The sequence below is a fragment of the Endozoicomonas arenosclerae genome, from assembly GCF_001562015.1.
Taxonomy (GTDB): Bacteria; Pseudomonadota; Gammaproteobacteria; order Pseudomonadales; family Endozoicomonadaceae; genus Endozoicomonas_A; species Endozoicomonas_A arenosclerae.
Genome location: NZ_LASA01000061.1, coordinates 1 through 25,772, shown reverse-complemented (window position 1 = coordinate 25,772; position 25,772 = coordinate 1). Strand labels below are relative to the sequence as shown.

Annotated in this window: 19 protein-coding genes and 1 pseudogene; 12 read left to right on the top strand and 8 right to left on the bottom strand. The window is 46.8% G+C overall.

The window, feature by feature from the left end; genetic code table 11:
- Window positions 1-445 precede the first annotated feature (445 nt).
- Window positions 446-1,543, bottom strand: a complete 1,098-nt coding sequence (alr, locus tag WG89_RS08370; RefSeq protein ID WP_062264151.1) for an alanine racemase — start codon at window positions 1,541-1,543, stop codon at window positions 446-448.
- Between the two features lie 269 nt (window positions 1,544-1,812).
- Between alr and WG89_RS08365 the strand changes: the two genes are divergently transcribed.
- Entirely contained in the window at window positions 1,813-2,691 is an 879-nt protein-coding gene (locus WG89_RS08365; protein WP_062264148.1) for an SMP-30/gluconolactonase/LRE family protein, read from the top strand.
- Here WG89_RS08365 and WG89_RS08360 read toward each other — a convergent pair.
- The 3 genes from WG89_RS08360 to WG89_RS08350 all read right to left on the bottom strand — a co-directional run bounded on the left by WG89_RS08360 (window position 2,672) and on the right by WG89_RS08350 (window position 6,455).
- Complete coding sequence (locus WG89_RS08360) at window positions 2,672-3,283, bottom strand: DsbA family protein (protein ID WP_062264144.1); 612 nt, start codon at window positions 3,281-3,283, stop codon at window positions 2,672-2,674. The genes WG89_RS08365 and WG89_RS08360 overlap by 20 nt on opposite strands.
- A gap of 16 nt (window positions 3,284-3,299) precedes the next feature.
- Window positions 3,300-3,839 carry a BPSL1445 family SYLF domain-containing lipoprotein gene (locus WG89_RS08355; protein WP_062264141.1) on the bottom strand — a complete coding sequence of 180 codons (540 nt, stop codon included), beginning with the start codon at window positions 3,837-3,839 and terminating at the stop codon, window positions 3,300-3,302.
- 213 nt (window positions 3,840-4,052) lie between these two features.
- The gene (locus WG89_RS08350; RefSeq protein WP_062264138.1) at window positions 4,053-6,455 is read right to left on the bottom strand and encodes an autotransporter family protein; all 2,403 of its coding nucleotides are present in this window, start codon (window positions 6,453-6,455) and stop codon (window positions 4,053-4,055) included.
- 193 nt (window positions 6,456-6,648) lie between these two features.
- On the opposite strand from WG89_RS08350, the gene WG89_RS08345 reads away from it, so the two are divergent.
- Window positions 6,649-9,054 carry an autotransporter family protein gene (locus WG89_RS08345; protein ID WP_062264135.1) on the top strand — a complete coding sequence of 802 codons (2,406 nt, stop codon included), beginning with the start codon at window positions 6,649-6,651 and terminating at the stop codon, window positions 9,052-9,054.
- A gap of 171 nt (window positions 9,055-9,225) precedes the next feature.
- Window positions 9,226-10,929 (top strand): FAD-binding protein, encoded by a 1,704-nt coding sequence (locus WG89_RS08340; protein WP_062264133.1) that lies wholly within the window; start codon window positions 9,226-9,228, stop codon window positions 10,927-10,929.
- 12 nt (window positions 10,930-10,941) lie between these two features.
- Here WG89_RS08340 and pdxA read toward each other — a convergent pair whose 3' ends face one another.
- Both pdxA and WG89_RS08330 read right to left on the bottom strand, forming a co-directional pair.
- The gene (pdxA, locus tag WG89_RS08335) at window positions 10,942-11,931 is read right to left on the bottom strand and encodes a 4-hydroxythreonine-4-phosphate dehydrogenase PdxA (protein WP_062264130.1); all 990 of its coding nucleotides are present in this window, start codon (window positions 11,929-11,931) and stop codon (window positions 10,942-10,944) included.
- 114 nt (window positions 11,932-12,045) lie between these two features.
- Window positions 12,046-12,804, bottom strand: coding sequence for a DeoR/GlpR family DNA-binding transcription regulator (locus tag WG89_RS08330; RefSeq protein ID WP_172806750.1), 759 nt, complete (start codon window positions 12,802-12,804; stop codon window positions 12,046-12,048).
- A 191-nt stretch (window positions 12,805-12,995) separates the two neighbouring features.
- Between WG89_RS08330 and WG89_RS08325 the strand changes: the two genes are divergently transcribed.
- The 5 genes from WG89_RS08325 to WG89_RS08305 all read left to right on the top strand — a co-directional run bounded on the left by WG89_RS08325 (window position 12,996) and on the right by WG89_RS08305 (window position 18,389).
- Window positions 12,996-13,634 carry a paraquat-inducible protein A gene (locus WG89_RS08325; protein ID WP_062264123.1) on the top strand — a complete coding sequence of 213 codons (639 nt, stop codon included), beginning with the start codon at window positions 12,996-12,998 and terminating at the stop codon, window positions 13,632-13,634.
- The gene (locus WG89_RS08320; protein WP_062264121.1) at window positions 13,631-14,275 is read left to right on the top strand and encodes a paraquat-inducible protein A; all 645 of its coding nucleotides are present in this window, start codon (window positions 13,631-13,633) and stop codon (window positions 14,273-14,275) included. The genes WG89_RS08325 and WG89_RS08320 overlap by 4 nt, the downstream gene beginning before the upstream one ends.
- Window positions 14,276-14,319: 44 nt before the next feature.
- Window positions 14,320-16,620, top strand: a complete 2,301-nt coding sequence (locus WG89_RS08315; protein WP_062264118.1) for a PqiB family protein — start codon at window positions 14,320-14,322, stop codon at window positions 16,618-16,620.
- A gap of 278 nt (window positions 16,621-16,898) precedes the next feature.
- Window positions 16,899-17,291, top strand: a complete 393-nt coding sequence (locus WG89_RS08310; RefSeq protein ID WP_062264115.1) for an acyl-CoA thioesterase — start codon at window positions 16,899-16,901, stop codon at window positions 17,289-17,291.
- 36 nt (window positions 17,292-17,327) lie between these two features.
- Complete coding sequence (locus tag WG89_RS08305; protein WP_062264112.1) at window positions 17,328-18,389, top strand: hypothetical protein; 1,062 nt, start codon at window positions 17,328-17,330, stop codon at window positions 18,387-18,389.
- Between the two features lie 48 nt (window positions 18,390-18,437).
- Here WG89_RS08305 and WG89_RS08300 read toward each other — a convergent pair whose 3' ends face one another.
- On the bottom strand, window positions 18,438-19,082 hold the full coding sequence (locus WG89_RS08300; RefSeq protein WP_172806754.1) for an arylesterase: 645 nt from the start codon (window positions 19,080-19,082) through the stop codon (window positions 18,438-18,440).
- A 61-nt stretch (window positions 19,083-19,143) separates the two neighbouring features.
- Between WG89_RS08300 and WG89_RS08295 the strand changes: the two genes are divergently transcribed.
- From WG89_RS08295 to WG89_RS08285, 3 genes are all read left to right on the top strand, one after another.
- Entirely contained in the window at window positions 19,144-19,875 is a 732-nt protein-coding gene (locus WG89_RS08295) for an ABC transporter ATP-binding protein (RefSeq protein WP_062264109.1), read from the top strand.
- On the top strand, window positions 19,872-22,376 hold the full coding sequence (locus tag WG89_RS08290; RefSeq protein ID WP_172806749.1) for an ABC transporter permease: 2,505 nt from the start codon (window positions 19,872-19,874) through the stop codon (window positions 22,374-22,376). Before WG89_RS08295 ends, WG89_RS08290 begins: the two co-directional genes overlap by 4 nt.
- 264 nt (window positions 22,377-22,640) lie before the next feature.
- The gene (locus WG89_RS08285; RefSeq protein ID WP_062264103.1) at window positions 22,641-22,820 is read left to right on the top strand and encodes a hypothetical protein; all 180 of its coding nucleotides are present in this window, start codon (window positions 22,641-22,643) and stop codon (window positions 22,818-22,820) included.
- 413 nt (window positions 22,821-23,233) lie between these two features.
- Here the strand turns inward: WG89_RS08285 and WG89_RS08280 are convergent, their stop codons facing one another.
- A complete protein-coding gene (locus WG89_RS08280; RefSeq protein WP_172806748.1) occupies window positions 23,234-25,534 on the bottom strand; it encodes a PIN domain-containing protein in 2,301 nt (766 codons plus the stop codon).
- Window positions 25,535-25,579: 45 nt separating this feature from the next.
- On the opposite strand from WG89_RS08280, the pseudogene WG89_RS30240 reads away from it, so the two are divergent.
- Window positions 25,580-25,772, top strand: a pseudogene (locus tag WG89_RS30240) (IS5/IS1182 family transposase); the annotation flags it as partial.

Genomic DNA, 25,772 nt, shown 5'->3' with positions numbered 1-25,772 from the left:
CAAGTTAAGGGTTCTGATCACTTTGATGCCTGTAAGGCTGACTGAACAATGATCATTTCTCTTAAAGTTCCTGGAGGGTGTCTGCAGCATTTAGCTTTAAAGACGGTTTAACTGAACTTTAAGCGAGAACTCTGTTCTTGGTCAGTCTCCTGGAAAAACGGTTTTCTTCATTAACTCAAATGGTTCGGGATGAAGCAGACTGTTTTTCATCTTCTTTGGGCATTTGTGGAAACAGCCGGATTATCCCCAAGTGTAAAAATACATATGGGTACCCGTTCAGCCGTGGCTGGTAGCCGTCATAACTGGGTATCAGTCACGGGTTCAGAAGAGTATGGCACGCGCAGAAAATATACAAGGGCTGAATCGGTTCTGCAATGTAAAGGATTGGTCAGATTGCCCGAGTCCCAAGGCTTTATGGTCAAGTGGCCAGTTCTTTAAGCTTGTTTCAGACAGTCTCTTTAAATTTAACGGGTTGGGTATAGTTCACTGGTACCCGATTCAGATTACATAACAATTGGTAGGGAATTGTGCCTGCTTGTTTTGCCACTTCAGCAACGGGAAGTTCACTCCCCCATAGAAGAGCAGGATCGCCTATTCTGGCATCCTCAATCTCAGACAAATCAACTGTCAGCATGTCCATGGAAACACGCCCTGTCAGTGGTACGGACTGACCTTTGATAATAACCGGGGTGCCATTGGGAGCAAGAGGGTAGCCGTCTGCATATCCCATAGCTATTACACCCAGGCGGGTCGGTTTATCAGTCACAGCTGTACCTGCATAACCCACTGGGCTGCCGGCGGGTACTTCCTTGATACTGATGATTTCTGAGCGGAGTTCCATAACAGGCTTTAGCATGGAGCCGGCTTTTGTTGGAGTATCAAAGGGCGAAACACCATAAAGCATAAGTCCAGGTCTGGTCCAGTCTGCCCGTGATTGAGCGCAATGAATCAAGCCTGCAGAGTTGGCGATGCTTCTTTCACCGGGTAGGCCAAGGGTATATTGCTCAAAGACTTCCAGCTGGTGAAGGGTGTAGCCATTGTCCATCTCGTCTGCACAGGCCAGATGGGTCATTAAAAGGATCTCACTGATCCAGGACAGTTGTTCCAGACGTGTCCAGGCATCACGGTATTGATCAGGAAGTATGCCAACCCTGTGCATACCAGAATCCATTTTAAGCCATACCCTGACCGGACTTTCAAGCGGGGTTTGTTCCAGCTGTTTTATCTGTTCAGGGCTTTGAACGACGATGTCCAGTTTTTCTGAACTGATATCGAATAACTCGGACGGTTCAAAAAATCCTTCAAGAATCATTATCCGGTTGGTGATGCCTGCGGCTCTCAGCTCCAGGGCTTCCTCAATGCACGCAACAGCAAAACCGTCTGCTTCATCAGACAGTGACTGTGTACAGGCAATAGCACCATGGCCATAGGCGTTGGCTTTGACGACAGCCATAGTTTTGCCTTCACCTGTCAGTGACTTTGCCAGTCGATAGTTGTGCTTGAGAGCGTCAAGATGAATGACGGCCCTGGCCGGTCGACTCATAGTTGCCGCATTTCCCCCGGGTCATAATTAAAGAGCATGCTATCAGCTAATAAGTTATTGCTCTTTAAGTATTTTTATTAATTCTATTAGCGACTAGATAATACCTTGTATAGATAAATCTCCCTACTGTTTGTTTCGTATTGTTCTAAACATTCCCTGGCCATGTGTATCTAAACTGTTTCTCTGGCACTTACAGCCATGATCGATTGAAGAAGTTTTTCGTCTCCTTCTCAGGGGCAGTTTTTTTTCAAGATAAGAAGTGAGGCAGTATGATTTTTGTTGAAGGGCTTGATCACCCGGAGTCGGCATTGCGGTTAAACGACGGCAGTTGGCTGATATCGGAAGTGGGTCATGATAAAGGTCGACTGATTAGAGTTTCTGAGTCAGGAAAGGAGAGCAAGCTTTTTGCTCAGTTGAACAGACCTAACGGCATCCTACAGGACCCTCATGATGGCAGTATCTGGGTTGCAGAAACCCGTGAGCCTTCATTATTGAAACTCAATCCTGATGGCACCGTTTGCGAGACTATAACCGGGAGTGCCGAGTGTCCGTTTCTATGGCCCAACGATATGGCTTTGGGGCCAGATGGGGCAATCTACCTGACCGATTCAGGTATTCATGTGGATGATCTGATTACTGAGGACGGTCCGGATCCTGAAATCTGGGAAGGTTCGATGCGAGGAAAGTTGTTTCGAATTGATCCTGTCAGCAAACAGGTGGATTGTCTGGATCAGGGTTTTTGCTTTGCCAATGGCATTGCCTTTGCACCGGATGGCAGGCTTTACATCAGCGAGTCAGCAACAGGGCATATTTATCGATATGAATTTGCCCGGTCGCTGGTGGTTTCAAGCCGGGAAATCTTTGTTTCCGTTACCGACACCTCTGGCCCCTGCCGCGTTGTAGGACCTGATGGCATTGCTTTTGACGAGAACGGGAATCTTTACGCAGCTATGTTTGGACAGGGGCATGTGGCGACGGTGTATCCCAATGGGGAGATTCATCGCACCATCGTAACCCGGGGCTCCTGCCCAACTGATGTGGTATTTGGTGCTCCTGGTAGTCAGAAACTGTATATCACCGAGTATCAGCGAGGCAGGATAGAAATGGCTGATGTGCCCAGTGATGGCTTCAGAGGATATGATGATTGATCTCAGCCAGTATGCGGTCCGGAGACTGGTAGTCCAGTGTCAGTGGGATGGCATTATCACCTTTTAGTAGCACCAGTGAAGGAAAGCCTCTGGCAGGTAACTGTTGATACAGTTGAATGTGTTCCTGAAGGGAGGTGTTGATCTCGTCGGACACCATTTGTTGCTTAAACAGTTCAGTGTCGAGCCCAAGATCGTTGGCAAAGCCAACCAGTGCGTCAATATCTGAGGGGTTTTTGGCCTGCAGATAGTAGCCTTCCTGAATCGCCAGAATCATGGCTTCTTCGGCCCCTTGTTCAGCTGCAGCAAGCACGGCTCTGCAGGCTGGATAGGTGGACCGTCGTGGCTGGCACTTTTCCCAGAAATCAAAGTTAAACTGAGTGCCCAGTTGCTGTTGGATCTTCAGCCAGGTTGAACGGATCATTTGTCGGGTGGCGTCAGGCATGGGCTCATGGCTGTCAGGTGCCAGTCCACCCATGATATTGATGTAACTGATACCTTCTGGCAGTGAGCTTTTCACTTTTTCCCAGGTAGGTTTAAACCCCCAGCACCAGCTGCACATGGGATCGTGTAAATAAATCAGTGTGGCTGTCATTGGAGGATTCCTCAGGTTACTTCTCTATACGAGTGATTTTTGAACCTTCAAGCGTCAGGTTGTACATCAGACCTTTATTATTGCTGATAAACCCAATAATAGGAGCTTTGGCCGTCTTGGTATCAATGGCTTCTCCTGCACCAAATTCGGCAATGGCAATACTGCCATCAACACCAGCTTCCCAGCCTTTACTGTTCACAAAGTCGTTCAGCGCTTCGTTGGTCATAAACATCACAACCTGAGAACGCGCCTGAGCACCCAGCTGGAAGCCAATAGAGGCAGAAACGGTGTTGTAATAGCTCTGAATAGCACCACCCTTGAGCAATGCGCCTTCACCGTATTCTCCACCTACTACCAGGCCGCCTTTCAGAACTTTTGGGAATACCAGAATTCCTTTGGCTTTCTGGCCCAATGATTGTGCGGCACTGCTGTCTTCATAAAGATTTTTCAATGCTTCGTGGACGGTAGCATTGAGTTCTGTTTTGGAGGCTGCATGAGCGGAAAAGGAAAAGACAAGGATAAACAGTGTAATGAGAATATGTCTGAGGGATACCATGCTCGAACCATTCTGGAAATATTATGAGTTATTGCAGAGCGTAACCGTGAGATAGAGGGCTGATTTCTGCTGCTCGATGGTACCAGATAAACAGGATGAAAGATGTGTTTCAGCCAACGTTGTTGGACTTATGGCTTGAATTCAGCAGAGTTTCAGAGGAGGAAAGGGGAGTACAACACTCTGAATCAGAGTCCCCCCGAAAGAGTCAACGTCTTAGAAGTCGTACTTCATTCTGAGGTAGTAGTTCTGGGCTTTGTAGTCAGACTTCTGGTTCAGTTCATAACCTACAACAAAGCTCATGTTGTCGTTGCGACGATAGGTTACGTTGGCTGAAACCTGATAGCTGTTCTTCACAGCGTCAGCACCTTTAGAGGTGAACTCGGTACCACCCAGTACATAGCGGGTTGTGGTTTCCACTTCATCACCTTTGAAGTCATGCCAGGCCATCATTCGCAGAGAAGGCTCAATTTCACCCTTGCTGACTCTGAATGTCTGGCTTAGCTCCACGCCGGCACCCAGTTCAACTTTTTGATACTTCTGGCTGTCCACATCCAGGGCAAAACCAGTTGCATACTTGTCTTCTTCTTCAAAGGCTTCACTTCTGACCATGGCATAGTTAAAGCCTACCATTGGCACAATCTTCATCTTGTCATAGCTCTGGTTCCATCCCGCCATGGCTGTTAAGCCAAATTGCTTACTTTTGAAGTCAGAAGAGATGGGGGTGTCAACAAAGCCATCGATATAGCGGTTGCGTTTGTTGTCACTCTGACCAAAGTTAGCAACACCATCGACAAACCAGTCATCCAGCTCCCAAGAGCCATAAAGGCTGAACTGGTAGTTTTTGATGGTAGAGTTGTCGTTGGAACCATGCTTTTTAATGTCAACATTGGCTATGGTGAATGCAGCACCGACAAGATACTCTTCATTGATAGTGGTTTCGGTTCCCAGTGTCAGGCCACTCAGGTCCGCATCGAAACCAAAAATTTTGTCGCCGCCATCGTTCTTACGATCATCCTGGGAAACATCGGACCCCAGGAACTGGATCCAGAAACCCTCATTAGAGTAACTGCCTCCATAATTAAGTCCGTTATTCTGATCACCATCTTCCTGAACGTCCCTGACGTGTGACAGGACATGACTTTTAACTTTGGCCTCAGCAGTCACGTTGGCGATCTGGATGGCATCAGAGTTGTTGAACTTACTTTCTCTGGCGACCTCCGCCAGCTTCTTCACATCAGTGATGGAGGAAACCGTCCGATAGAAGTTGTTGAAACTGGTTGGGTTGTTTGGATCCTGTGTGATCGCTGCAAGAAGACCAGCCAGAGCTTCTTCAGTCGTGGCTCCAGCTCCTACTTCTGCAGCGAGGGCTTGCAGTAATTCAGTGGATCTTGGAGTCACATCAGCGCCAAGTACTGTGCCGCTCTGAAGTAGAGATAATGAGGGAGCATTGATCAGTACTGAGTGCTCAACAGTTACACCTGAGAGGCCACCTGATACATTCAGGTTGGTAGCTTTTATGATTTTTGCGTCTTCAACTGTAGTCCCGGATCTAAGCACTTCCTCGGATGGAATGATTCTCAGTTTTGAGCCAGTACCAATAGTGGCAGTACCTGTTACCACGATGGCAGCATTGGTTGCAGAATCGGATTCCATAATTGTCTTGATCAAACCCGTTGGCTTAACCGTCAGATCTCCATTGATCTCCTGAGGAGGAAGCACCTTTTCTGTATCGACTAAGGCTTTGTCAAAGCTGGCAGTACCATAGACATAGACGTGGGCTCCGCCAGAAACTTTGTTGATATCCCCCCTGAAGCTGGTGGCACTGGATCCGGAACTACGTACATTAATAGTCTCAACATTTTCAATGTCGCCACCGAAGGTAGATGAACCATCAGTGGTCAAAGTATCACCTGCTCCGGTATAACCAAGAAGCTTGCCGGAAAGAGTACCGGAATCCACGCTCAGAACGAGAGCACCACTGGACCCACTGAAATCAACAGAAGTATCGCCATTGGTTAAAAGTTGACCGCTTTTGACGACGATCGAAGCCCCTGAACCCAGGCGACCTCCATCCACTGCCCTGATAGCCGTCTTACCTTGTAGAATGCCTGAAACGGTAAGAGTGCCAAGCATTTCTTCTTCGATCCTGAAAGCATCACCCTGCTCTACTTTCACTTCGGCGCCAAGATAGCTCTCACCAATATTGATTTGAACAACACTGGCAGTCCCATCTTTCAGTAAAATACCGTGGGTGGTCCCTTTACCGTAGATACCTGCAGAGACACCTCTGAAAGGGAGGTTAATGGAGTATCCGGAATTAGCCTTCCTGTACCAGATAACGGCTATCCCGTCTTCATTGTTGTTGTAAATGTTGACAGGCAGAAAAGCAGAATTCTGAACTTGGAAGCTGCCGTTGTCTGCGTCCAGGATGAAGGTATAGTCCTCACCTTCTTCGGCATAAACGTTAAAAGTGATGGCACCAAAAAAACCGCTTGCTGCATAAGTGTCACCATTATCGGTGACCAGAGTTACGGCATCCGATTTTGCTGCAATAAATGGAACTGTCGCAGCAATGACTGCAGCGAGAGTCTTCTTCCTGAACAGGCTCTTATTCATCTTGTCTTCCTTGCAGTAGAGGGCTGCGATTTATCCAATTTGAGAACTGGCTGAATCCTCTATCGGCGGGTGTCAGGAAATACTTCAGGGTCTTGAAGAAAAAAACAGAATAAAAAAGTCAGACTTTTATAAATGGATGTCTATAGAGGTCGATATTCCTCTAATCCGGTAGCCATGAATGGAGTCAGCGGCAATGAGAAAAGACAGCCAGACAGGTAAGCGCAGTACGTTTTTGCGAATCAGTGCCCGAAAATCAGGTTTGGCTGCCACCATTTCGGCCGTGATTGGCTTATCGCTTCAGCCTGTCTATTCCAAGCTGGTGGTAACCAGCAGTGAGACCATAGAACTGAATCAGGTCATTACTGCTCTGCCTGAAGATGAAACCGCCATTGAAATTCGAAACCCTTCCAGCAAAAGCGTGTTGTTGATTGAAGGGCTGGTGATTAATCCTGATGCCAGTGGCAACGCCAAATCGGTGGTTCGCTATGTCGGAAAAAATTCAGGCTTTCTGCTCTGGTTGGGGCCACGAGGCAAAATTGAGGGTGCCGGTCAGTCTGATGGTATTTTGATTGATAATGGACAGGAGCCCGACCCGAATAATCCTCAAACCGTCACCTTTGGCATTATGCGTCTGGAAGGTGAGGTTTATTCCGCTAATGGAGCGGCAATCAAATTCAGAGAGCCTGGTAGCGGCGTTATTGAGATTGGTCCACAAGCCAAAATTTCTGGCTACAAAGCCATTGAGGCTCAGGATAATGGTGGACTGAATGATTTCTCCTGGATCAATAGTTCGGGAGTACTTACAGGCTACAGTGGCACGGCTATAGATTTCAGCGATGCCAATAATCGGCTTCTTCTTCAGGTTCACGATGGTCGAATTGTGGGTGACATCGTGGGCACTGCTACTGCCAATATTGCGGATATCGTTGAGTTGAGAGGGGGGGAAGTTAATAACGTTCTGGGTGTTGAGCAGATCATTGTTTATGAAACAGGCAAGACCGTCAGTGAGGCGCCGGTCCTGAAAGGCAATGTATCCCAGGGCACCAGTGCGGCCATTCCTGATTTGATTGTCAGAGGTCCTTTGTTGATTGGCAATGACTCCACCACACAACAGACTCTGGAGGTGGATATACAGCAATCCGGTTCCGGGCGCATTATTATTTCCCTGCCTGAAAACGCTGATTCTGTAGTACCCGTAGTCGTTACCGGTGAGGCAAACTTTGGTACCACCCCAGCGGTTCAGATTTTGCCAACAGGGAAAGCCTATAACGATTTATTAAATGGTCAGTCACCTGCTGTCTACAAAGTTCTTCAGGTTGATGGAGGGTTGTCCTCTGAAACGGAAGAGAATATTCAGATTTACACCAGCCCCTTGATCACTCTGGAAGAAAAAGTCAGTCCTGGAGCCAATAACGTATTGGAAGTAAAGGTAACAGCCAGACCTCCATCGGTGATTGAGGAAACGATTGAACAGGCTGGAGGTGGAGAGAGTTCCGAAGAGGCTTTGTCGAGCTTGTTAGTCAGGGCGGTCGATATGCTGGGCTCATCCGATCAGGCATTGGTTAATGAAGCGCTGCCTGTGTACAACGTAATTGCCAGTATTCCCAAAGAGAAGGTTGCCAATCTGCTGCAACTGGCTAGAGAAAGCCGAATTAACGGAGGCCTCTCTCTGGAAGTGGATGATGCTGCCAGAAGAAAGGCAATGTTGCAGATTTCCCACAGGCTCAGATCCATGAGTTTTGGTGACAGTATTGAAAGCCAGGGGTTCTGGTTCCAACTGTTGAAATCCGATGCCCATAAGGATGACACACGCAACAGTACTGATGATCGTATTCTTGGTTACAACCTGGATCTTAGTGGCATGACTCTGGGTCTGGAAGCTGAAATGGATCAATGGACCTATGGTGGAGCCATCACCATTGCGACAGCAGATACTCAAAAGCATCACTCCAATGACACAGGCAAGGCAAACAATTATCAGCTCAGCCTCTATGGTTCCTGGTTGTACAGAGACTGGTTTGTTGATGCTATCGCCAACATCAGCTATTCAAATCATGATCGTACACGTTACATCGACGGCTTTTTTGATACGCCACTTGAATCTTCCTATAACAGCCAGGTTGCAGGCTTCCAGCTTCTTTCAGGTAAAACCCTGCAATGGCAAGAGTATACGTTTGAACCCATGCTGGGGTTCAACTATACCTATCTTCACTCAGGCAGTTATAAGGAAGAGGATGTTGGCAAAACCGGCTTTGCTCAGTCAGTAGAAAGCAACAGCATACAAAGAGTGGAAGTAGGTGCAGGCTTGCTCTTAAAACGCAGTTGGATGTACCGATGTGCACAACTTGAACCCAGTCTGCAGCTGATGTTTTGGCATGACGTGAAAGGACAGAAGCTGGAAACGACATCAAGGTATCTTATTGGATCGCAGTCGTTTACAACCCAGGGGGCTGATCCTGAGCGAAACAGTCTGGAAGGTACTCTGAATCTTGATTATCGAAAGAGTGACACTTTTACTTTATCGGTGGGGTATAGCCGTGTGCAGAAGTCGGACTATTACAGTGATAATTACTACCTTAAATTAAAGTACGATTTTTAATACAGCAGGAGAGCTGGGCTCTGCGTGAGAACATTAAATTTGAAGCAACCTGTCAATTTTTAACTACTCTATTCAGTCTGGCTTGAAAGCTGTGAGTGGCGTGGCTCACTCAGGGTGAAAAGATTCTTCATGGTGTGCAGCCATGAGCAATAAAACAGACAGGCTGAATATATGTTGTTAAGGCTTAAGGTTGTTTACTGGAATCTGTTCTTGCTCCTGCTGGCTGTAAAGAGTCATGCTTTGCCACCTGAAAATTGTACTGATCTGCCGCTCAGTGAATGGGCCATGTCAGAAAACAGTTATCGAATACCAAAAGCTTCCTACAGCTCATTGTCTGTAACGCATGCTGAAAAAGGCTACTTGCCTACCCAGCCCGGTCACTATAAGTGTCTCCTTCATCAGCTCTGGTCTGATAAGAGTCTCAAAAATAAACAATTCAGTTTGACCTTCACCGCTACAGGTATGTCCTTTGGTACTCAGGCATTGCCCACTGAAGAATCTCTGGGCAGAGAAAGAATCCTGATTGATACCCGAAACCTGAAATATTTTGAGTTGGTTCAAAGGGGGGATCCTGTAGTGGTGACTGTTGGAGCCGGTATGACCTGGCAAGAAATTCATGAAGCCACATACGCAGCCACTAAACAGAAAACAATTCCCTTCGACACGCCCAGTGCGGATCAGATCACTATTGGTGGGGCTTTGTCGAGTAACACTTTCTCAAGAACTTCTGACATAAACGGGGACTATGTCTCTGGGCATGTCCGGTCTTTTACCATTCTGATTCCGGGCTCTGAAAGTGAAGACATCAGAATCGAATGCTCAAAGGATGCCCTGGAAGGCACTTTTGCAAAAGATTGTTTCTATGCAATTCCCGGTGCTATGGGGGCTGCTGCTCTGATTGAAACAGTGACCATAGAACTGCAGCCCTATGACGAAAGGGATGTTGTCCACACCGAAGTGTTGGATGTGACTCGCTCTGTAAAAACATTTGTTGAGCGTCATTTGGATCGGGTAGTGCAGAATCGAACCGAAAAAGAATTCGATCAGGGTCTTTATAGTCTTGTTATTGGCAATATGGGACGCCCCTATGGGGTTACCATTGGTTCAAAAACAGGAAGAATCAAGAAACTTAAGCAGTTTTGTGGCAACCCTTACAGGAGAGGATGTAAGAAAATTCCAGTTTATAAGGATGAAAGGTTTAATGATACCTGGGGCATGCCCCTTTATGATGGCAATAACTGGATGAAAGGGTGGCTTATATATCTGGGTCATATGCTGACATGGACGGGTATTCCTGACTATATTATATCAATGTTCTTTTTTGAGGGGGCACTCTATACCAACCCTCTCTATGACTATACCTTTTACCATAATGGCTATTGGACCGCTCATGGGGGGGATGCCACTCAGCCATTCTCAACAGCTCACCAGGCTTGGGTAGTGCCCAATGACAAGTTGGAAGAGTTTATGGTTATGGCAGGTTCTTTACTGGATGAACCTGATTACTTGTATTATGTGTATCCCTATATTCTTCTGCAGGACGTTACTCCGGTACCCAAAAGCAAAATGCTCATGTCTCCAATCACTCAAGATGACCTTCAGATATATCAAATTACTGTAGCGGCTAAAAGCAGTGACACTAAAAGGTCCGATATGGCAAAAGCCTATTTCAGGGAGTTGAGTAAACAGGCTCATGAGCTTGGTGTGAAAGTGCATATTCTCAAAGAGGCTTATGTCAGCGATGAAATTTTGAGGGAGCAATATCGGGCTAACATTGAGAACTTCATAAAAGTCAGAAGGCAACTGGATCCGGAGCGAATGATACTGTCTGAGCAATGGCAAGTGCTGGATCCGGTCAGTCCTGAGTCTCAGTGAGTGTTGGAGTAGTCAGTTCATTTTTGGCAGATAGCTGGTAGCTACTTTAATAGCTTCAATCATACTTATGGCAGAAGCTATCCCTTTTCCAGCAATATCGTAAGCGGTGCCATGATCGACGGAAGTTCTCAGAAAAGGAAGGCCACAGGTAATAGAAATGGTTCTATGGAAATCCACCATTTTTGTCGCGATGTGGCCTTGATCGTGATAGAGCGACAGTACTGCGTCAAACTTTCCGTTTAATGCCTGATAGAACACCGAGTCCGCAGGAAGGGGGCCTGATACGTTCATTCCCATTGCCTGAAGCTGATGGACAGCAGGCTCAATTTCTTTATTTTCCTCAGATCCAAAAAGGCCATTATCACCGCAATGTGGATTGAGTCCCGCTATAGCGAGGTGAGGCGCCTCCACTCTCAAAGCTTTCAGTGAATTAATGGCTTTTTTGGCACACTGGATGACATTGTTTGTGGTGACATAATCGCATGCAGATCTAAGAGACAGATGTCGTGAAAGGAAAAACACTTTGAGGTTAGCCACCTGAAACAGGGTGAGAGGATCTTTTGTATCAGTCAGTTCCGCCAGAATTTCAGTATGCCCTGCCTGTTTGATGCCTGCTGCGTTCAGAGACATCTTGTTAATTGGCGGTGTTACCAGAGCATCAACCTGTTTAGCCATAGCCAGTTTTACTGAGTGGTGAATGCAATGGTAAGCCATTGTTCCTGCTGCTACTGAAACTGTACCCGGTTCAAAAGTCTGTTGCTGATATTCTGGCTCAAGAATATTGATGATATCTGGCTGTGGTTTGAGATCTGTGACAGCGCGAATGAGTTGAATATTAAGGGGAGTATGACAACAAGCATTGGCCTGCTGAATGATGTCACCATAACCCACCACGAGCAGTCGACAGGTATTGGAAAAGTCGAAGGTAGAAAGCGCTTTGACAATAATTTCAGGGCCGATGCCGGCAGGATCGCCCATGGGAATGCAGATCAGGGGTTTCATTGTTCACAGCTATTTGGCTGAACAGGTTCCAGGTCACAGCTGTGATTTTAGTTCATAGGCTCTGAAGCAGACATGCCATCATAGCGAACAACGTATGATGGCATGCATCTGTTATCAGGAACGAATGATATTGCCGCCAGCTTCTCTGATGGCATTCAGGTTCTCATCGTCAAAACGGCTGTCGGTGATGATGGTGTCCAGTTCGTCCAGCTGGCAAATGGTTTTCATGCTGGAAGCACCAAACTTGCTGGAGTCCGCCAGGAGAACGCTACGGTTAGCACGATCGAGCATCTTGCGACGAATGTAGTAATGATCTGTTGAAGCAGTTGTAACACCGTGAACCAGGCTCCAGCTGTTGGTAGCCAGGAAAGCAATATCAGCATTAATACTGTCCAGGAAAGACAGGGCTGTAGTATCGCAGTGTGCCTTGGTGATAGCACTTACCAGACCGCCTGTGGTGTAAACCTTGGCTGTTGAAGAGTCGGACAGCTGCAGGGCGATTTTCAGGTCAGGTGTGATGATGGTGACCTTCATACGCATCAGCAGCTTGGCCAGAGCCATTGTACTGGTACCTGCGTCCAGTAGTACGATTTGCCCTTCCTTAACAAATTTCAGGGCTTCGTAAGCAATGGATTTTTTCTCTTCAATATTAACGGCGTTTTTCTTTTCATAGGGAATGTCTTCCATCAGGAAGCTCTTGGATACCGCACCGCCATAAGTCACGCGCAGTTTGTCTTCCTGCTCCAGAGTGCGTATATCGCGACGAATCGTCATCTGGGAAACATCGAATTTCTCCGCCATCTCTTCGATGTTGGCACAGCCCTTTTCTTCAACGTAAGACAGAATGTGCTCTCGACGCTCAACGGGAAGCATACCTAAACCTCTTTGAATCATGCGTGTCTGTTTAACGCCCCGGCAGCCTTTTGACTGTCTCCAAGGGGATTAATGCAGGGCGTAGTACTGGTCCGTGCTGCCGATAAAGAGACAAGGCAATCAGAACAGCTAATATTCATTGGTCGATTATATGGCAGATTTTGTTCAGTTTCTTCCCCAGAAATACCTATATGGTTAAAAAAGAAACTATTTATCATTCTGGACTCAGGCTTTGTCCGGACTGCGACCTGATGGTCGAAATGCCTGTTTTTGATCATGACCCTGAGTATCGAAAGCAGGCAGCCTGTCCTCGTTGCGGCTGTGTACTGGAGTCCCATCGCCCGGCGGGAGTCATGCGCTGCCTGGCTCTGGTGGTCACCGGTCTCATCCTGTTCTTTCCTGCAAATTATTATCCGGTCCTGTCTATGGATATTCTGGGAAACCAGCAGCAGAGCACTATCTTTGGGGGAGTTGTAGCGCTCTATCAGGAAGACTATGGCGTGATTGCATTGTTGATTCTGCTATCTGCCATTTTGATTCCATTGCTACGGCTGCTGATTCTGCTCCAGGTCATTGCTTCGGCTTTCAGAGGATGGGGACGAAGGTTATCCAGAAAGTTGCTCAGGATATACGCTCACCTGCAGGAATGGGGCATGCTGGAAATTTATTTTCTGGGGGCGTTGGTTGCCGTTATCAAGCTGGCTGATATGGCGAGTGTCCAGGTAGGTACTGGCTTGTATTGTTTTGCCGGGTTGATGGTCTGTGAACTGTTGATCAGCCTGAATCTCAATGAACATGAAGTATGGAACATGCTGGGAGAGACCAAGTGACAGAACCGGACTCTGGCAATCCCGCACCTGTTAACAGCGGCGCTGATCTGGGAATAAAGCTTTGTCTGGACTGCCACCGGTTGTGCACAGTGGAAGATTCAAAGTGTCCTCGTTGTGGCAGTCATGTCCGCTTTCGCAAGAAAGACAGCCTTTCCCGCTGTTGGGCTCTGACTCTGACAGCGGCATTTCTCTACATTCCCGCTAATCTGCTGCCGATAATGACAGTGAGCCGGTTTGATCGAGGCAGGCCGGATACCATTATGTCGGGTGTGATCGAGTTGATTCATCAAGGTATGTTGCCTATTGCTTTACTGGTCTTCACAGCAAGCATTCTGGTGCCATTGCTAAAGTTGCTGGGCATGACGTGGCTGCTGATTTGTGTGCATTTTGGTGCCATGAGACCTAATCGCCAGACTTCACTCTATCGTCTGATTGTCTGGATTGGCCGGTGGTCCATGCTGGATATTTTTATTATTTCCATTCTGGTAGCTCTGGTTCAGTTTGGACAATTGGGCACCGTCACGGCAGGCCCGGCCTCCTTTGCTTTTGCAGCTGTGGTGATTCTGACTATGTGGGCTGCCATGAGTTTTGATCCCAGACTGCTTTGGGATCGAAGAAGAGAGAAAAAATCCGAGACCTGATGGTGGGATTAAAAGTGGGCTTGTAATGGAAAAGGGGCGCAACCGTGAGCGATGAAAAGTTGGCCGCAAAAGCTGCTCTGAAAGAGCGTCGTCGGATTCCGGCTATCTGGCTGTTGCCTTTTATTGCCCTGATGATTGTTATCTTTCTGATCTGGCGGACACTTTATCAAAACGGTCTTGAAGTTCATGTGCATTTCGACAGTGCCAAAGGCATGAAAGTGGGCAAGACTGAGGTCCGGTACAACGGGCTGGCTATTGGTAAAGTCGCCCGTATGACCATGACTGAGAATCTGGAAGGTGTGGATGTTGAGCTGGAAATGGATCGTCAGATGGAGGAATACCTTCGGGAATACAGTCAATTCTGGCTGGTTCAGCCACAACTCTCCGTAGCGGGTGTTTCCGGTCTGGATACATTGGTCTCGGGTAATTACATTGCCTTCAAACCCTCAGAAAAGGGTGAAAAGAAGCTATCGTTCTCTGCATTAAAAGCACCTCCGGCACCGGGTATTGAAGAGGGTGGTCTCAGTCTGGTTCTTCAGGCCGACGAGTTATCATCTGTTCAGGAAGGAAGCCCGGTTTACTATCGTCGATTAAAAATCGGGGAAGTCACCCGCTACTCTCTCTCCCCTGACGACCAGAGGGTAGACATTCATGTTTATATCAAGCCTGCATTCAGTCATCTGGTAAGAAAGAATACCCGCTTCTGGAATGCTGGAGGGGTTGATATTTCTGGCAGCCTGACCAATCTCAAAGTTCGTACCCAGTCTCTGATATCCATGATCCAGGGTGGTGTTGCACTCTATACCCCGGAATGGGAAGAGGAAGAGCCTGAGGCAACGGATGGCAGCCGATTTTCCTTATACACCGATTACGATGCAGCGGAAGCTGGCATCAGTATTTCCATTGAGTTCCCTATGGATGTGGCCCTCGGGCAGGAGAAATCAAAAATACTGTTTCATGGTATGGAGGTCGGGGTTATCAAGGATACGTCGTTTAATGACGATTACACTGCCATTGTTGCAGAGGCGGTTATACGCCCCGAAGCCAAACCCATTCTTGTGAAAGGGGCTCGATTCTGGGTGGTGGCACCACAAATAAACCTGAAAGGCATTACCGGGCTTGAGACGCTTCTGGGTGGACGTTATATCGCTATGGATGTCAGTCAGGTTGATATGAAAAAGGCTGAACCGGCTACCCAGTTTGCCGGATTAGGTCAAAAACCTCCTGCTTCGCCTTCTTCTCCAGGTTTGCATCTCGAGCTCAGAGCTGATGCTCTTGAAGGTTTGAGTCAGGGTAGCCCTGTCCTATACAGAAAACTGCCAGTGGGTGAGGTGGAATCCTACACACTGAGTAATGAAGGGGTGGTGATCAAAGTTCTGATCTCACCTAAATATCAACACCTTGTGAATAAGAGTACGGTTTTCTGGAATATCAGTGGGGTGACGCTTGAAGGCGGTTTGCAGGGCTTCAAAGTAAGAGCGGGTACCCTGAATTCCATGCTTTCTGGCGGTATAGCGTTTAAAACACCGGACCTCAATGCCGCTAGGGTCAGTAATAAAACCCGTTTCGTTTTATACGATGACATCACCCGGGCCAGTGAAACCGGAAAAGTGATTGATATCCAGTTTGAATCCGCTGACGGGCTTCAGGTGGGTACACGAATGAAGTACAAAGGTTTGGAAATGGGAAGGGTCACTGAGCTGAATCTGGATAAGGATAAAAAGTCTATCCAGGCCAAAGTTTTGTTGAAAGAAAATGCAGGCTGGTTGGCACGTTCAGGTTCTCGCTTCTGGCTGGTTAAACCAAAATTAGGCCTTACCAATACCGCTCACCTGGAAACTTTATTGACGGGTCTTTATATCGGGGTTTCACCTTCTGCGTCTGCAAGAGTTACTGAGCAGGAAACATTTGTTGCGGACAGTCGGGCCCCGGATGACCAGCCTCGTTCCAGCGGATTACGCATTCAATTGATCAGTTCACAGTTGGGATCAATAAAGCCCGGGAATCCGGTTTATTACCGTGAAATTCCCGTGGGAACCGTCACGGGATTCAGGCTGGGAAGTCCTGCAGATAAAGTCATTATCTTCCTGAATATCGAAGATCACTACGCTTCACTGGTCACAGAAAAGAGTCGTTTCTGGAATGCCAGTGGTGTGGATATCAACTTTGGTTTATTCAGTGGTGCCAAGATTCGTACTGAGTCGCTTGAAGCTTTGTTGGCAGGGGGGATTGCATTCGCCACCCCTGAGCAGGCAGAACCCGCTGCAGCGGAAACGTCTTTCGAATTGGCGGATAAGCCAAAGCCTGAGTGGCTGAAATGGGCCCCTGGAATCGTTCTGCCCTGAATATTTCCTAGCCCGGATATTTCATAAACATGCTCCTGGCCTCGCTTGTCCTTTGCGGCTCTAAGAAAGTTTTACTCAGTCGACCGTACTCCCCGGTACGGCGCTCCTTCGTAAAATTCCTTAGAGCCACAAAGTCCAGCGCGATGCTCAGGGCAGCTTATGAAATATCCGGGCTAGACACAAATTGAAACGATCGTTTGCATCTTTGTTGCATGCAGGCATCATAGGAAGCTGCGTAAACAATAATGCCGATAGCCAAAAAATAAAGAAGAGTATCGATGTACCTGCATAAAATCTCTCCCCGTTTTTGTGAGACCGATGCCCTGGGGCATATTAATAATACCGTGCTGCCCGTATGGTTTGAGCAGGCAAGAGAGCCTATTTTCCGGCTTTTCTCACCGGAGCTTGATACGCAAACCTGGCGGCTGATCATTGCCAGAATTGAAGTGGAGTTCACCGCACAGTTAAAGTACGGTGCGGATGTAGAAATACGAACCTGCCTGGAAAAGGTGGGTAATTCTTCCATGTATATCCATCATGAGGCCTGGCAGAAAGATACCCTGGCTGCCCGGGGTAAAGCGGTTCTGATCCATTATGATTATGAAGCGGAGAAGGCTGCTCCTATCCCTGAAGAAATACGTCAGCAGTTGTCAGAGCACCTACAGCAATAATAATGGCTGTAGTCGACAAGAGATAAATACACGGTAATGAGCGATCTTATTGAGGTCAGGGCTGGTTCAGAAGCACTGGCAAAAATTCGTGATGAAGGCTTACCGCAGTCCAGTGTAGAGGTCATGCTGGGGGCTTCTGGTGGACCTAAGTGGTTTGTGCTTTCAGGTCTGGATAAGTCTCTGATAGGAGAATATTTCAAAGACCGGCAACAGCCACTGAATCTTTTGGGAACATCCGCCGGAGCCTGGCGGTTCAGCTGCTATGCCCAGAAGAATGCGCTGGAGGCTCACCATCGATTTGAACAAGGTTATCTGTTAACGGAATACTCTGCTGAGCCAGATGCCGAGGAAGTCAGCCGAAAGTGCCGACTACTGGTACGGGATATGTTGGGCGACTCCGGTATCAATGAGATTCTTGAAAATGATGTCATGCAGTTTAATCTCATTGCCGTTAAAAGCAGAGGGCTCATTAAAAGTGATCAGAGCTGGAAACAAATGGCAGGATTGGGACTGGCTGCGACAGGCAATCTGATCAGCAGGAAAACCCTGGGAGCATTTTTTACCCGAATGCTTTTTCATCATCCGGGAGCTCAAGCGCCTTTCTTTGGAATGGACAATCTGCCAACGGAAAGAGTTTCCTTCACTGAAAATAATCTGCTTGATGCGATTATGGCTTCTGGCTCAATTCCAATGGTGATGGAAGGGGTCAGTGGTATTTCCGATGCACCTGCTGGCGTTTACAGGGATGGTGGGGTGACAGACTACCACTTCGATATGGAATTTAATCAGGGAGAAGGCCTGACACTTTATCCTCACTTTTACAGTCGAATGGTGCCAGGCTGGTTTGATAAGAGCCTGAAATGGCGTAAACCTGCAGGGAAAAACTGTGAAAAGCTGGTGTTGCTCTCTCCTTCAGAAGGTTTTGTGAGCAAACTGCCTTACGGAAAAATTCCTGATCGAACCGATTTCAAAACGTTTTCTTTTGATGATCGGGTGAAGTACTGGAAACAGGTCATAGAAGAGAGTGATCGGTTAGGAGAGGCTTTCCTGGAAGCTGTCACGACCGGTCGTATACGACAGCTGGTTAAACCTCTTTAAGGGTGGAAGCCCGTCGAAATTGTCATTAGTCCAACAGGCTCCTGGTGCTCAATTTAAAAGGGGTTTAAGAGTGGGCCAGACATTCTCCAGCATTTTGGGCTGGGCTTTTGCCAAAGGATGAATGCCGTCTTCCTGATTTAATTCACTGATGCCTGCCACGCCATCCAGAAAAAAAGGCACAACGGGTAAATTGTAGGTTTTACCCAGCTCCTGAAAAGTTTGTGTAAATATACGAGTGTAAAGCGGTCCGTAATTAGGTGGAATCTGCATTTCAAACAGCACCGTTTTTACTTTCCGATCCTGGGCAGTCTTAATGATTTCTTCCAGGTTCTGCTTCATGCTCTTGAGAGAAGTGCCCCGCAGGCCGTCGTTTGCGCCCAGTTCCAGAAGCATCAGGTCAGGCTGATGTTGATCCAGTGTAGCTTTGAGCCGGCTTAATCCTCCAGCCGTTGTTTCACCACTGATACTGACATTGACCACTTTCCAGTCAGGGTTGGTTTGTTGCATCTTTTGCTGTAATAAATGAACCCAGCCTTGTTTAATTTCAATACCGTAAGCCGCACTGAGGCTGTCGCCATAAACCAGCAGAGTCTTCTCAGTAGTGGCGGATGCACTCCAGCTAAACGCCAGGCATCCGATAAACAGCCATGAGCGGATAGAAAGCCATGAGCTAAAAAATTTCTTTTTTGTCATTTTTGATGATGGAAAAAGATTCTCGATTAATAAAAGTGAAAACATCAGCAGACGACTGCGTATGACGACTGGCACAGAATCCTCCATTGCCGTTTCGGCAAAATCCCTGAGTAAAACAGTTAAAGCCCAGAGTGGTTCGCTCACCATCTTGTCCGGACTTGACCTCAAGATCAAGTCAGGGGAGTCGGTTGCCATCATTGGTACTTCAGGATCGGGTAAATCGACTTTGTTGGGCATTCTGGCAGGTCTTGACCAGCCTACCGACGGAGAAGTAGCCCTTGCAGATAACCGAATTGATCATCTGGATGAAGATGCCAGAGCCAAGGTCCGAGCGGATCATACCGGCTTTGTTTTCCAGTCATTTCATCTTCTGCCCAATCTGACGGCACTTGAAAATGTCATGCTGCCGCTTGAGTTGGCAGGGAAGCAGAATGCTCAGACTCAGTCAAAAGCCCTGCTTGAGAGAGTGGGCTTATCAGAAAGACTCACCCACTACCCCAAACAGCTATCAGGGGGAGAACAGCAACGGGTAGCTATTGCCAGAGCTTTTGCCGGGCAGCCAGATATTCTGTTTGCGGATGAACCGACCGGGAATCTGGATGAGAAAACCGGTGAGAGCATTATTGATTTGTTATTTGAAGTGAACCGAGAAAAGAAAACGACATTGGTTCTCGTGACACATGACTTACAGCTCGCTCAACGTTGCCAGAGAGTATTAAAACTGACTCAGGGGCGCCTGGAAGAAGAGAAGTCCACACAAAACAATGTTGAATGGGCTGGAGAAGCAGAATGAGTCTCCGGAGCCCACACAGTCTTTTGCTTTCATGGCGCTTTTTATTGAGAGACTGGCGCTCAGGAGAGTTGTGGTTATTAATGTTGTCGCTGCTGATGGCAGTGAGCGTCAGTACTTCAATTGCCATTTTCAGTGAGCGTCTGCAGCTTTCTCTGGGCAGGCAGGTGGCTGAGGTCATGGGAGCCGATCTGGTTATCAGCAGCCCCAGACCTCTGTCAGAAGAAGTCAATGAAGCTATAGACAGTGAATCTGTTGAGCAGGCGACTGTTCTGGAGTTTCCTTCCGTTGTGATGGCTGAGGAAGAGATGCAGCTGGTTTCAGCCAAGGCTGTGACCAGCAATTACCCCCTTCGTGGTCACATGAGAACGGCGGAACAGCCGTTTGCGGCTGATGAGATAGCGGAGGATACGCCTGGGAAAGGGGAGGTATGGCTTGAGCCCAGACTGTTCCCTCTTCTGGGGGTTGAGGTTGGGGATTCTCTCCTTCTGGGTGAGGCTGAGTTTAAGGTTGCTCGGGCTATTACTTTGGAAACAGATCGTGGCAGCGGCTTTTACAGCCTTTCTCCCCGACTGATGTTTAACATGGATGACCTGGATCGTACTGGCATTATTCAGCCAGGGAGCCGGGTTTACTGGAAGTCTTTAATTGCTGGTGAGCCTGAGCAGCTGAAAGGTTTCAGAAATACCGTTGAACCCCTGCTTTCTGACAGTGAGAAGTTGAGTCTGGCCGAGGACAACCGTGAAGATCTTCGCAGCTCTGTGTTGCTTCTAAAACAGTTTCTGGGTTTGGGAAGTATTGCCGCCATGCTTCTGGCAGGGATTGCTGTTGCCATGTCCAGCCGTCGTTTTGCTGAACGACGTTTCGATGGTATTGCGGTGATGAGGTGTATGGGTGCCCAGCAAAACCAGGTTATGCAGATTTTTATCGGTGAATTGCTCTGGGTTGCGGTACTGGTCTCAATTCCTGGCGTACTCATTGGCTGGTTGCTTCAGACCGGGGTGGTGAAACTGCTTGCAGGAGTCTTGCCTGCGTGGTTACCTGAAGCCGGACCTATGCCAATGATTGTGGGTGGTTTGACCGGCATCATTACATTGGTTGGCTTTGGTCTGGCGCCCCTGCTCAGGCTTCGCGAAGTGACGCCTCTCAGAGTGTTGAGAAGAGAGCTTACTCCTGCAGCAGCAGGTGTATGGTCTGTTTATGGTCTCTCACTGATCTCTATGCTGGCACTGCTCTGGTATCACACAGGGCAGTTATTGATGACGGTTGGCATTATTCTGGGTGTTACAGCTGTTATATTGCTGATCACACTGGCTATCAAAGCAGGCCTGGCCCGAGTACAGCGGCGTTTGTCAGAAAGACCTGTTCCCATGCCCTGGCGACTGGGGTTGAAACGATTGTTGCAAGAGCAGGGGCAAACATCCGCACAGTTAATTGCCTTTACTCTGACGTTTATGGCGATGGCTTTGGTATTGCTGGTCCGAACCGACCTGCTGGATCGCTGGCAGCAGCAACTGCCCGAAAATACCCCAAACTATTTTGCTGTGAATATTCAGCCTGCCGAAGTTAAGCCCTTTCAGAGCTTCCTGGAGAGCAACGATATTGATGGCACGTCCCTGTATCCGATGGTTCGGGGTCGCCTTGTTGAAATCAACGGACAGCCTGCCAAAGAGGCGGTATCTGAAGAACAGAGAAGTCATAACTCACTCAACCGTGAACTGAACATGACCTGGTCTGATCAGCCAGCACCTGAAGATGAAATGGTTGAGGGTGAATGGTGGCAACCCGGGGACACCGGCGAAATTTCCATTGAAATGTCTATCGTTGAACATCTTGGACTGAAGATGGGCGACGAGCTGACTTTCATGATTGCAGGTACGGAAGTGGATACCAAAGTGACCAGCATCAGGGAAGTTCAATGGGAGTCTTTCCAGCCAAACTTTTACATGGTTCTACCAGAAGCTTCCCTGAAAAACTTACCGGCCACCTGGCTGAACAGTTTTCATCTGCCCCAGCAGGAACGACTGGTTCTGAATGAACTGGTTCGCCAGTTTCCAACCATAAGTCTGCTGGATATGGATGCTGTTATCAGTCAGGTTCAGATTATGCTGGAGCAGTCGATTCTGGCAGTAGAAGCTATGTTGTTGGCGTTGTTGTTAGCTGGATTACTGGTGCTGGCCTCGGCCATAGAAGCCAGCCTGGATACACGACTGCGTGAAGGTGCGCTAATTCGATCCCTGGGCGGGAGCAGAAAGCAGCTGATGGTTATGCAGGTGGGTGAGTTCTTTATCATGGGAGCATTCTCTGGCCTGATAGCTGTTGTAGGTACGGAACTCTGCAGCTGGTGGCTGAATATTCAGGTGTTTGAGCTGCCTTGGCAGCCTGCCATCTGGTTATGGTTCACCATGCCGGTTGTCAGCGCATTATTGATTGGTTTTTCAGGTTGGTTGGGTATTCGCCGAGTGATCAGGCAGTCTCCCGGAGTTGTGTTGAAGCAGGAGTGAAAGTTTCCCATGCGACCAATGTGCTAGTGCAACGAAGTTTGATAAGGCTGTCTGTCTGGTTTTTCCTTTCCGTTCCGACAGACAGTCCAAAGTCTGAGTTGCTATCAGGCCTTCCTGACCTTTGAAAGGAATATCAGACTGCCAACTTATTAAGCAGCTATGAATGAAAATGCTTCTCAGCTAGCTATATTGTGATTTTATATCAAAGTAGGAGGTGTCTAGTCATGGAAAACCTGATTATAAGAAATTTGCTCGATGAATTGATTGAGATCCTTAAGCGAAAAAGCCAAAGCAGCCAACCATTCAATGGAGCAGGAAGTTTGGGAACTGTTGGAAGTCAACTATCCCAATAAACAGGATAGGGTTGATCGAATTAGAAATCGCAGAAGTCAGTTGTCGAAGTTTTATCATGAAGAAGTGGATGAGTGGCGCAACGAAGGGTGACCTTGATGGAAAAAAGCATATGAAAGTTGCTAAATCTATCTATACAGTTAAGTCGTGTATTTTACTTGGGCGTCTTAAGTTTTCCCTCAAAGACCCTGTTTTTGCGAGATTGATTTTCTCTTTTATCTGAATAGCATACGAGTAACTACTGCTTAGACACAATTCAGATATTTATACTACTGTCCAGAATCGAATCAATTATGAACAGAAACAGAAGGTCTCAACGCTCCCAAGTATGGGAAAGATAAGTTAAAGAATAGTAGAGAGATGATCTCTCTACTGCTTTAGTGTTGTCTACGTGCTGGTAGCTAAGAGAGTGGAACTGCAGATTGTGTAACCAATCATAACTGAGATGCAATTACTTTCCATGAACAAAACAATTCATTCCTGAATTAGAGGACATATCTGCTATGCTACTCATCTGAATTATCTTGCTTCCCCATAAGCGATTCTTTAAGTAAAAGACCACCTTCTTTCTCTAGCTGTTCACATAGGCTAGGTAAAAGGCGATTAATCTCATCTAGTGATAAAAAGTGTCCGAGAATAAATCGAGCTACCAAATGATATGCGATATCAGTTAGCTTAGGTAAGTCATAGAAAGAATGTCGGACATGGGCGAGAAAAAGAGCTAGTTTAAACTCTGCAGATGAGCCATCTTTGCATTGCATCACACTGTAACAGCAACGGAAAAACACTCGTTCAACGAAACCGTTATTTTTAGGGCTACCATCAGCGCGTAAGCCCTCCTTAAATTGGCCATCTCGAAAGCCGTGATATAGAGAGATAACGGCTATTTTATGCAGCACTTCAACAGCTTCAGGTGTGCTCTGAAAAACATTCGGGCTTTTCTTAAGAAGCTCTGACAAAAGAATTGTATCGCTATCTTCACTGGATAAAGCAAGCTGATAAGTATCACTATAGGTTATAGGAAATGGTAGTCCTGTATAAACATGGCTGTAGATCCCTCTCTTTCTGATCTCAAAAGAAGTTTCCTGACTGAGCTGAGCGAATAATAGTTTGCTATTAACAGAAATCCCTTGTGAATGTTGATGAAACCCAGCAAAAAATGGATCAATACAGAGCCACGGAATGTCATTGGCAATCGACAGCAACATGCTAGAGGAGCATCCAAGGTCGAGAAATTCGACAAATTTAAGAGGCATCTCAGGGTAGTCGACAGTATTTGGAGTTAGTGAAATAGCTTCTGACAAGAAGGTTTTGAGAGCATCTTGTATAAAACTTGTTTGGTGTCGAATATCTTCCGCTGTTATCTTCTGTATGCCTCCCTCAGGTAGAAGTCCAATAGAAAAATAGTCATCATTGTTGATGTGATCAAGCCATATCTGGACCAACTCCCGGGTTTCATGAGTAATTACGACCTTGCATTTATTGAACAGAGCTTGAGAAAGCCCAGTTAGAGCAAGGTAAGAAATAGAGTAGGGGTCGACGATGACTGTTTCAGGAGTATCATAACCAAACTCAGGCAGCTCCGGTTTAAAAGATATTTCATGGGTGAGAAGCTGAAGAGCAGACTTTATTGAGTTAAATTCGTCACGCTGTTTTCCCTTGAAATACAGTGGAAAACTATGATCAGCCAAAAAATCATCATCAGCAGCTGAAAGGCGCCTCATTTTATTTTCTATAGTAGTAATGGCTTGATTTGTGTCATTTGAGATTGTAAAACCATATATAATATTTTTTTCACTGCGATCTCTGAGACAAACTTCAAGCGCAATCTTATGAGCGGTCAAAAATGGCGGCTCTACTTCATTTAAAGTAATATCACTGAGACCAAATACTGACTCTTCTTGAGGGTTTAGAGTTAGCAATTTTTTAGCGAGCTCTGATTCGTGCTCAAGTAAGTACAGGTTTTTATTAAGGGTACTGCCCACTAGGAGCTGAGTGCATTTCTGACCTTCAAATGAGTATCTTACCCCTCTAAATATACCAATCTCTGGTAATTCTTTACTGTAGGGAAGATCCTTTATACCATGTATCGATACAGAGAAAGCAATATTTAGAAAGCTCTTAGCCTCCTGCTCAGGGTTTTGCACAAACCATTTTAAAAGGTGCTTTTCAGCGCGCTTGAATTCATTAATATAGATAAGCTGGGCAAGTAACTGATAACCAATATCAGAAGACTTTTCAAATATAGATTCAGGCATTTCAGCCATTTTAGCTGAGATTGAATTAATATTGTCCTTCCCGACTTTTCTTATATGAAGGTATATCGAATAATGCCATAGTGCTAAAGAATCAGGTCTTAAATCTATAGCTAGACTCATTTGTTCTATAGCTAAATCAAATTTTCTTTCAAGCTCAAACTTTCTCGCCGCTATTCTGTATATATTCTCATCCCAAAAAGTTTCATCAATCTCAGATAGTACAGTATTCAGTGTTGCTAGTTGGTGGCTGTTTTCCAATGCAAGAAGGTAACACTGGACAAGGGGGGAAGGCCAAATATCTTCTTTAGGGATTTGTTTCCGAAGTAAGTCACAAGCTATATGACTAACACCAGCCTGAACAAGACTTTCACAAAGAACATGTAATCTAACAGGATTAATCTTCTGAAGTGACTCATGATGTGTTTTTATGAACAGTTTTGCTGTTTGCTCCAGGTCCCTATGAGCAGGTAAATTCCGATCAAAAGCCATTGCTTGAAGCTCCAAGAGTGAGAAGTCTCGCTCTAGGAGCCTGTCGGACTTAACCAGCAAAACAGGTAAAATCCTGATTCCAGTACCAGTAACACTCAAAGCACTATGAATAAGTGGAAGTTCAAACCGGTCGACCGAAACACTCCCGACCTTTTCCCTGCCAGCATCCAGGATTATCTTCCAGAAGGTCATATGGCTCGCTTTGTGGTGGATGTTGTTGACCAGCTCGACCTGTCTCCACTGATCAATTCTTATCGAGGCACAGGATCAAAAGGCTGGCATCCTGCCATGATGGTTT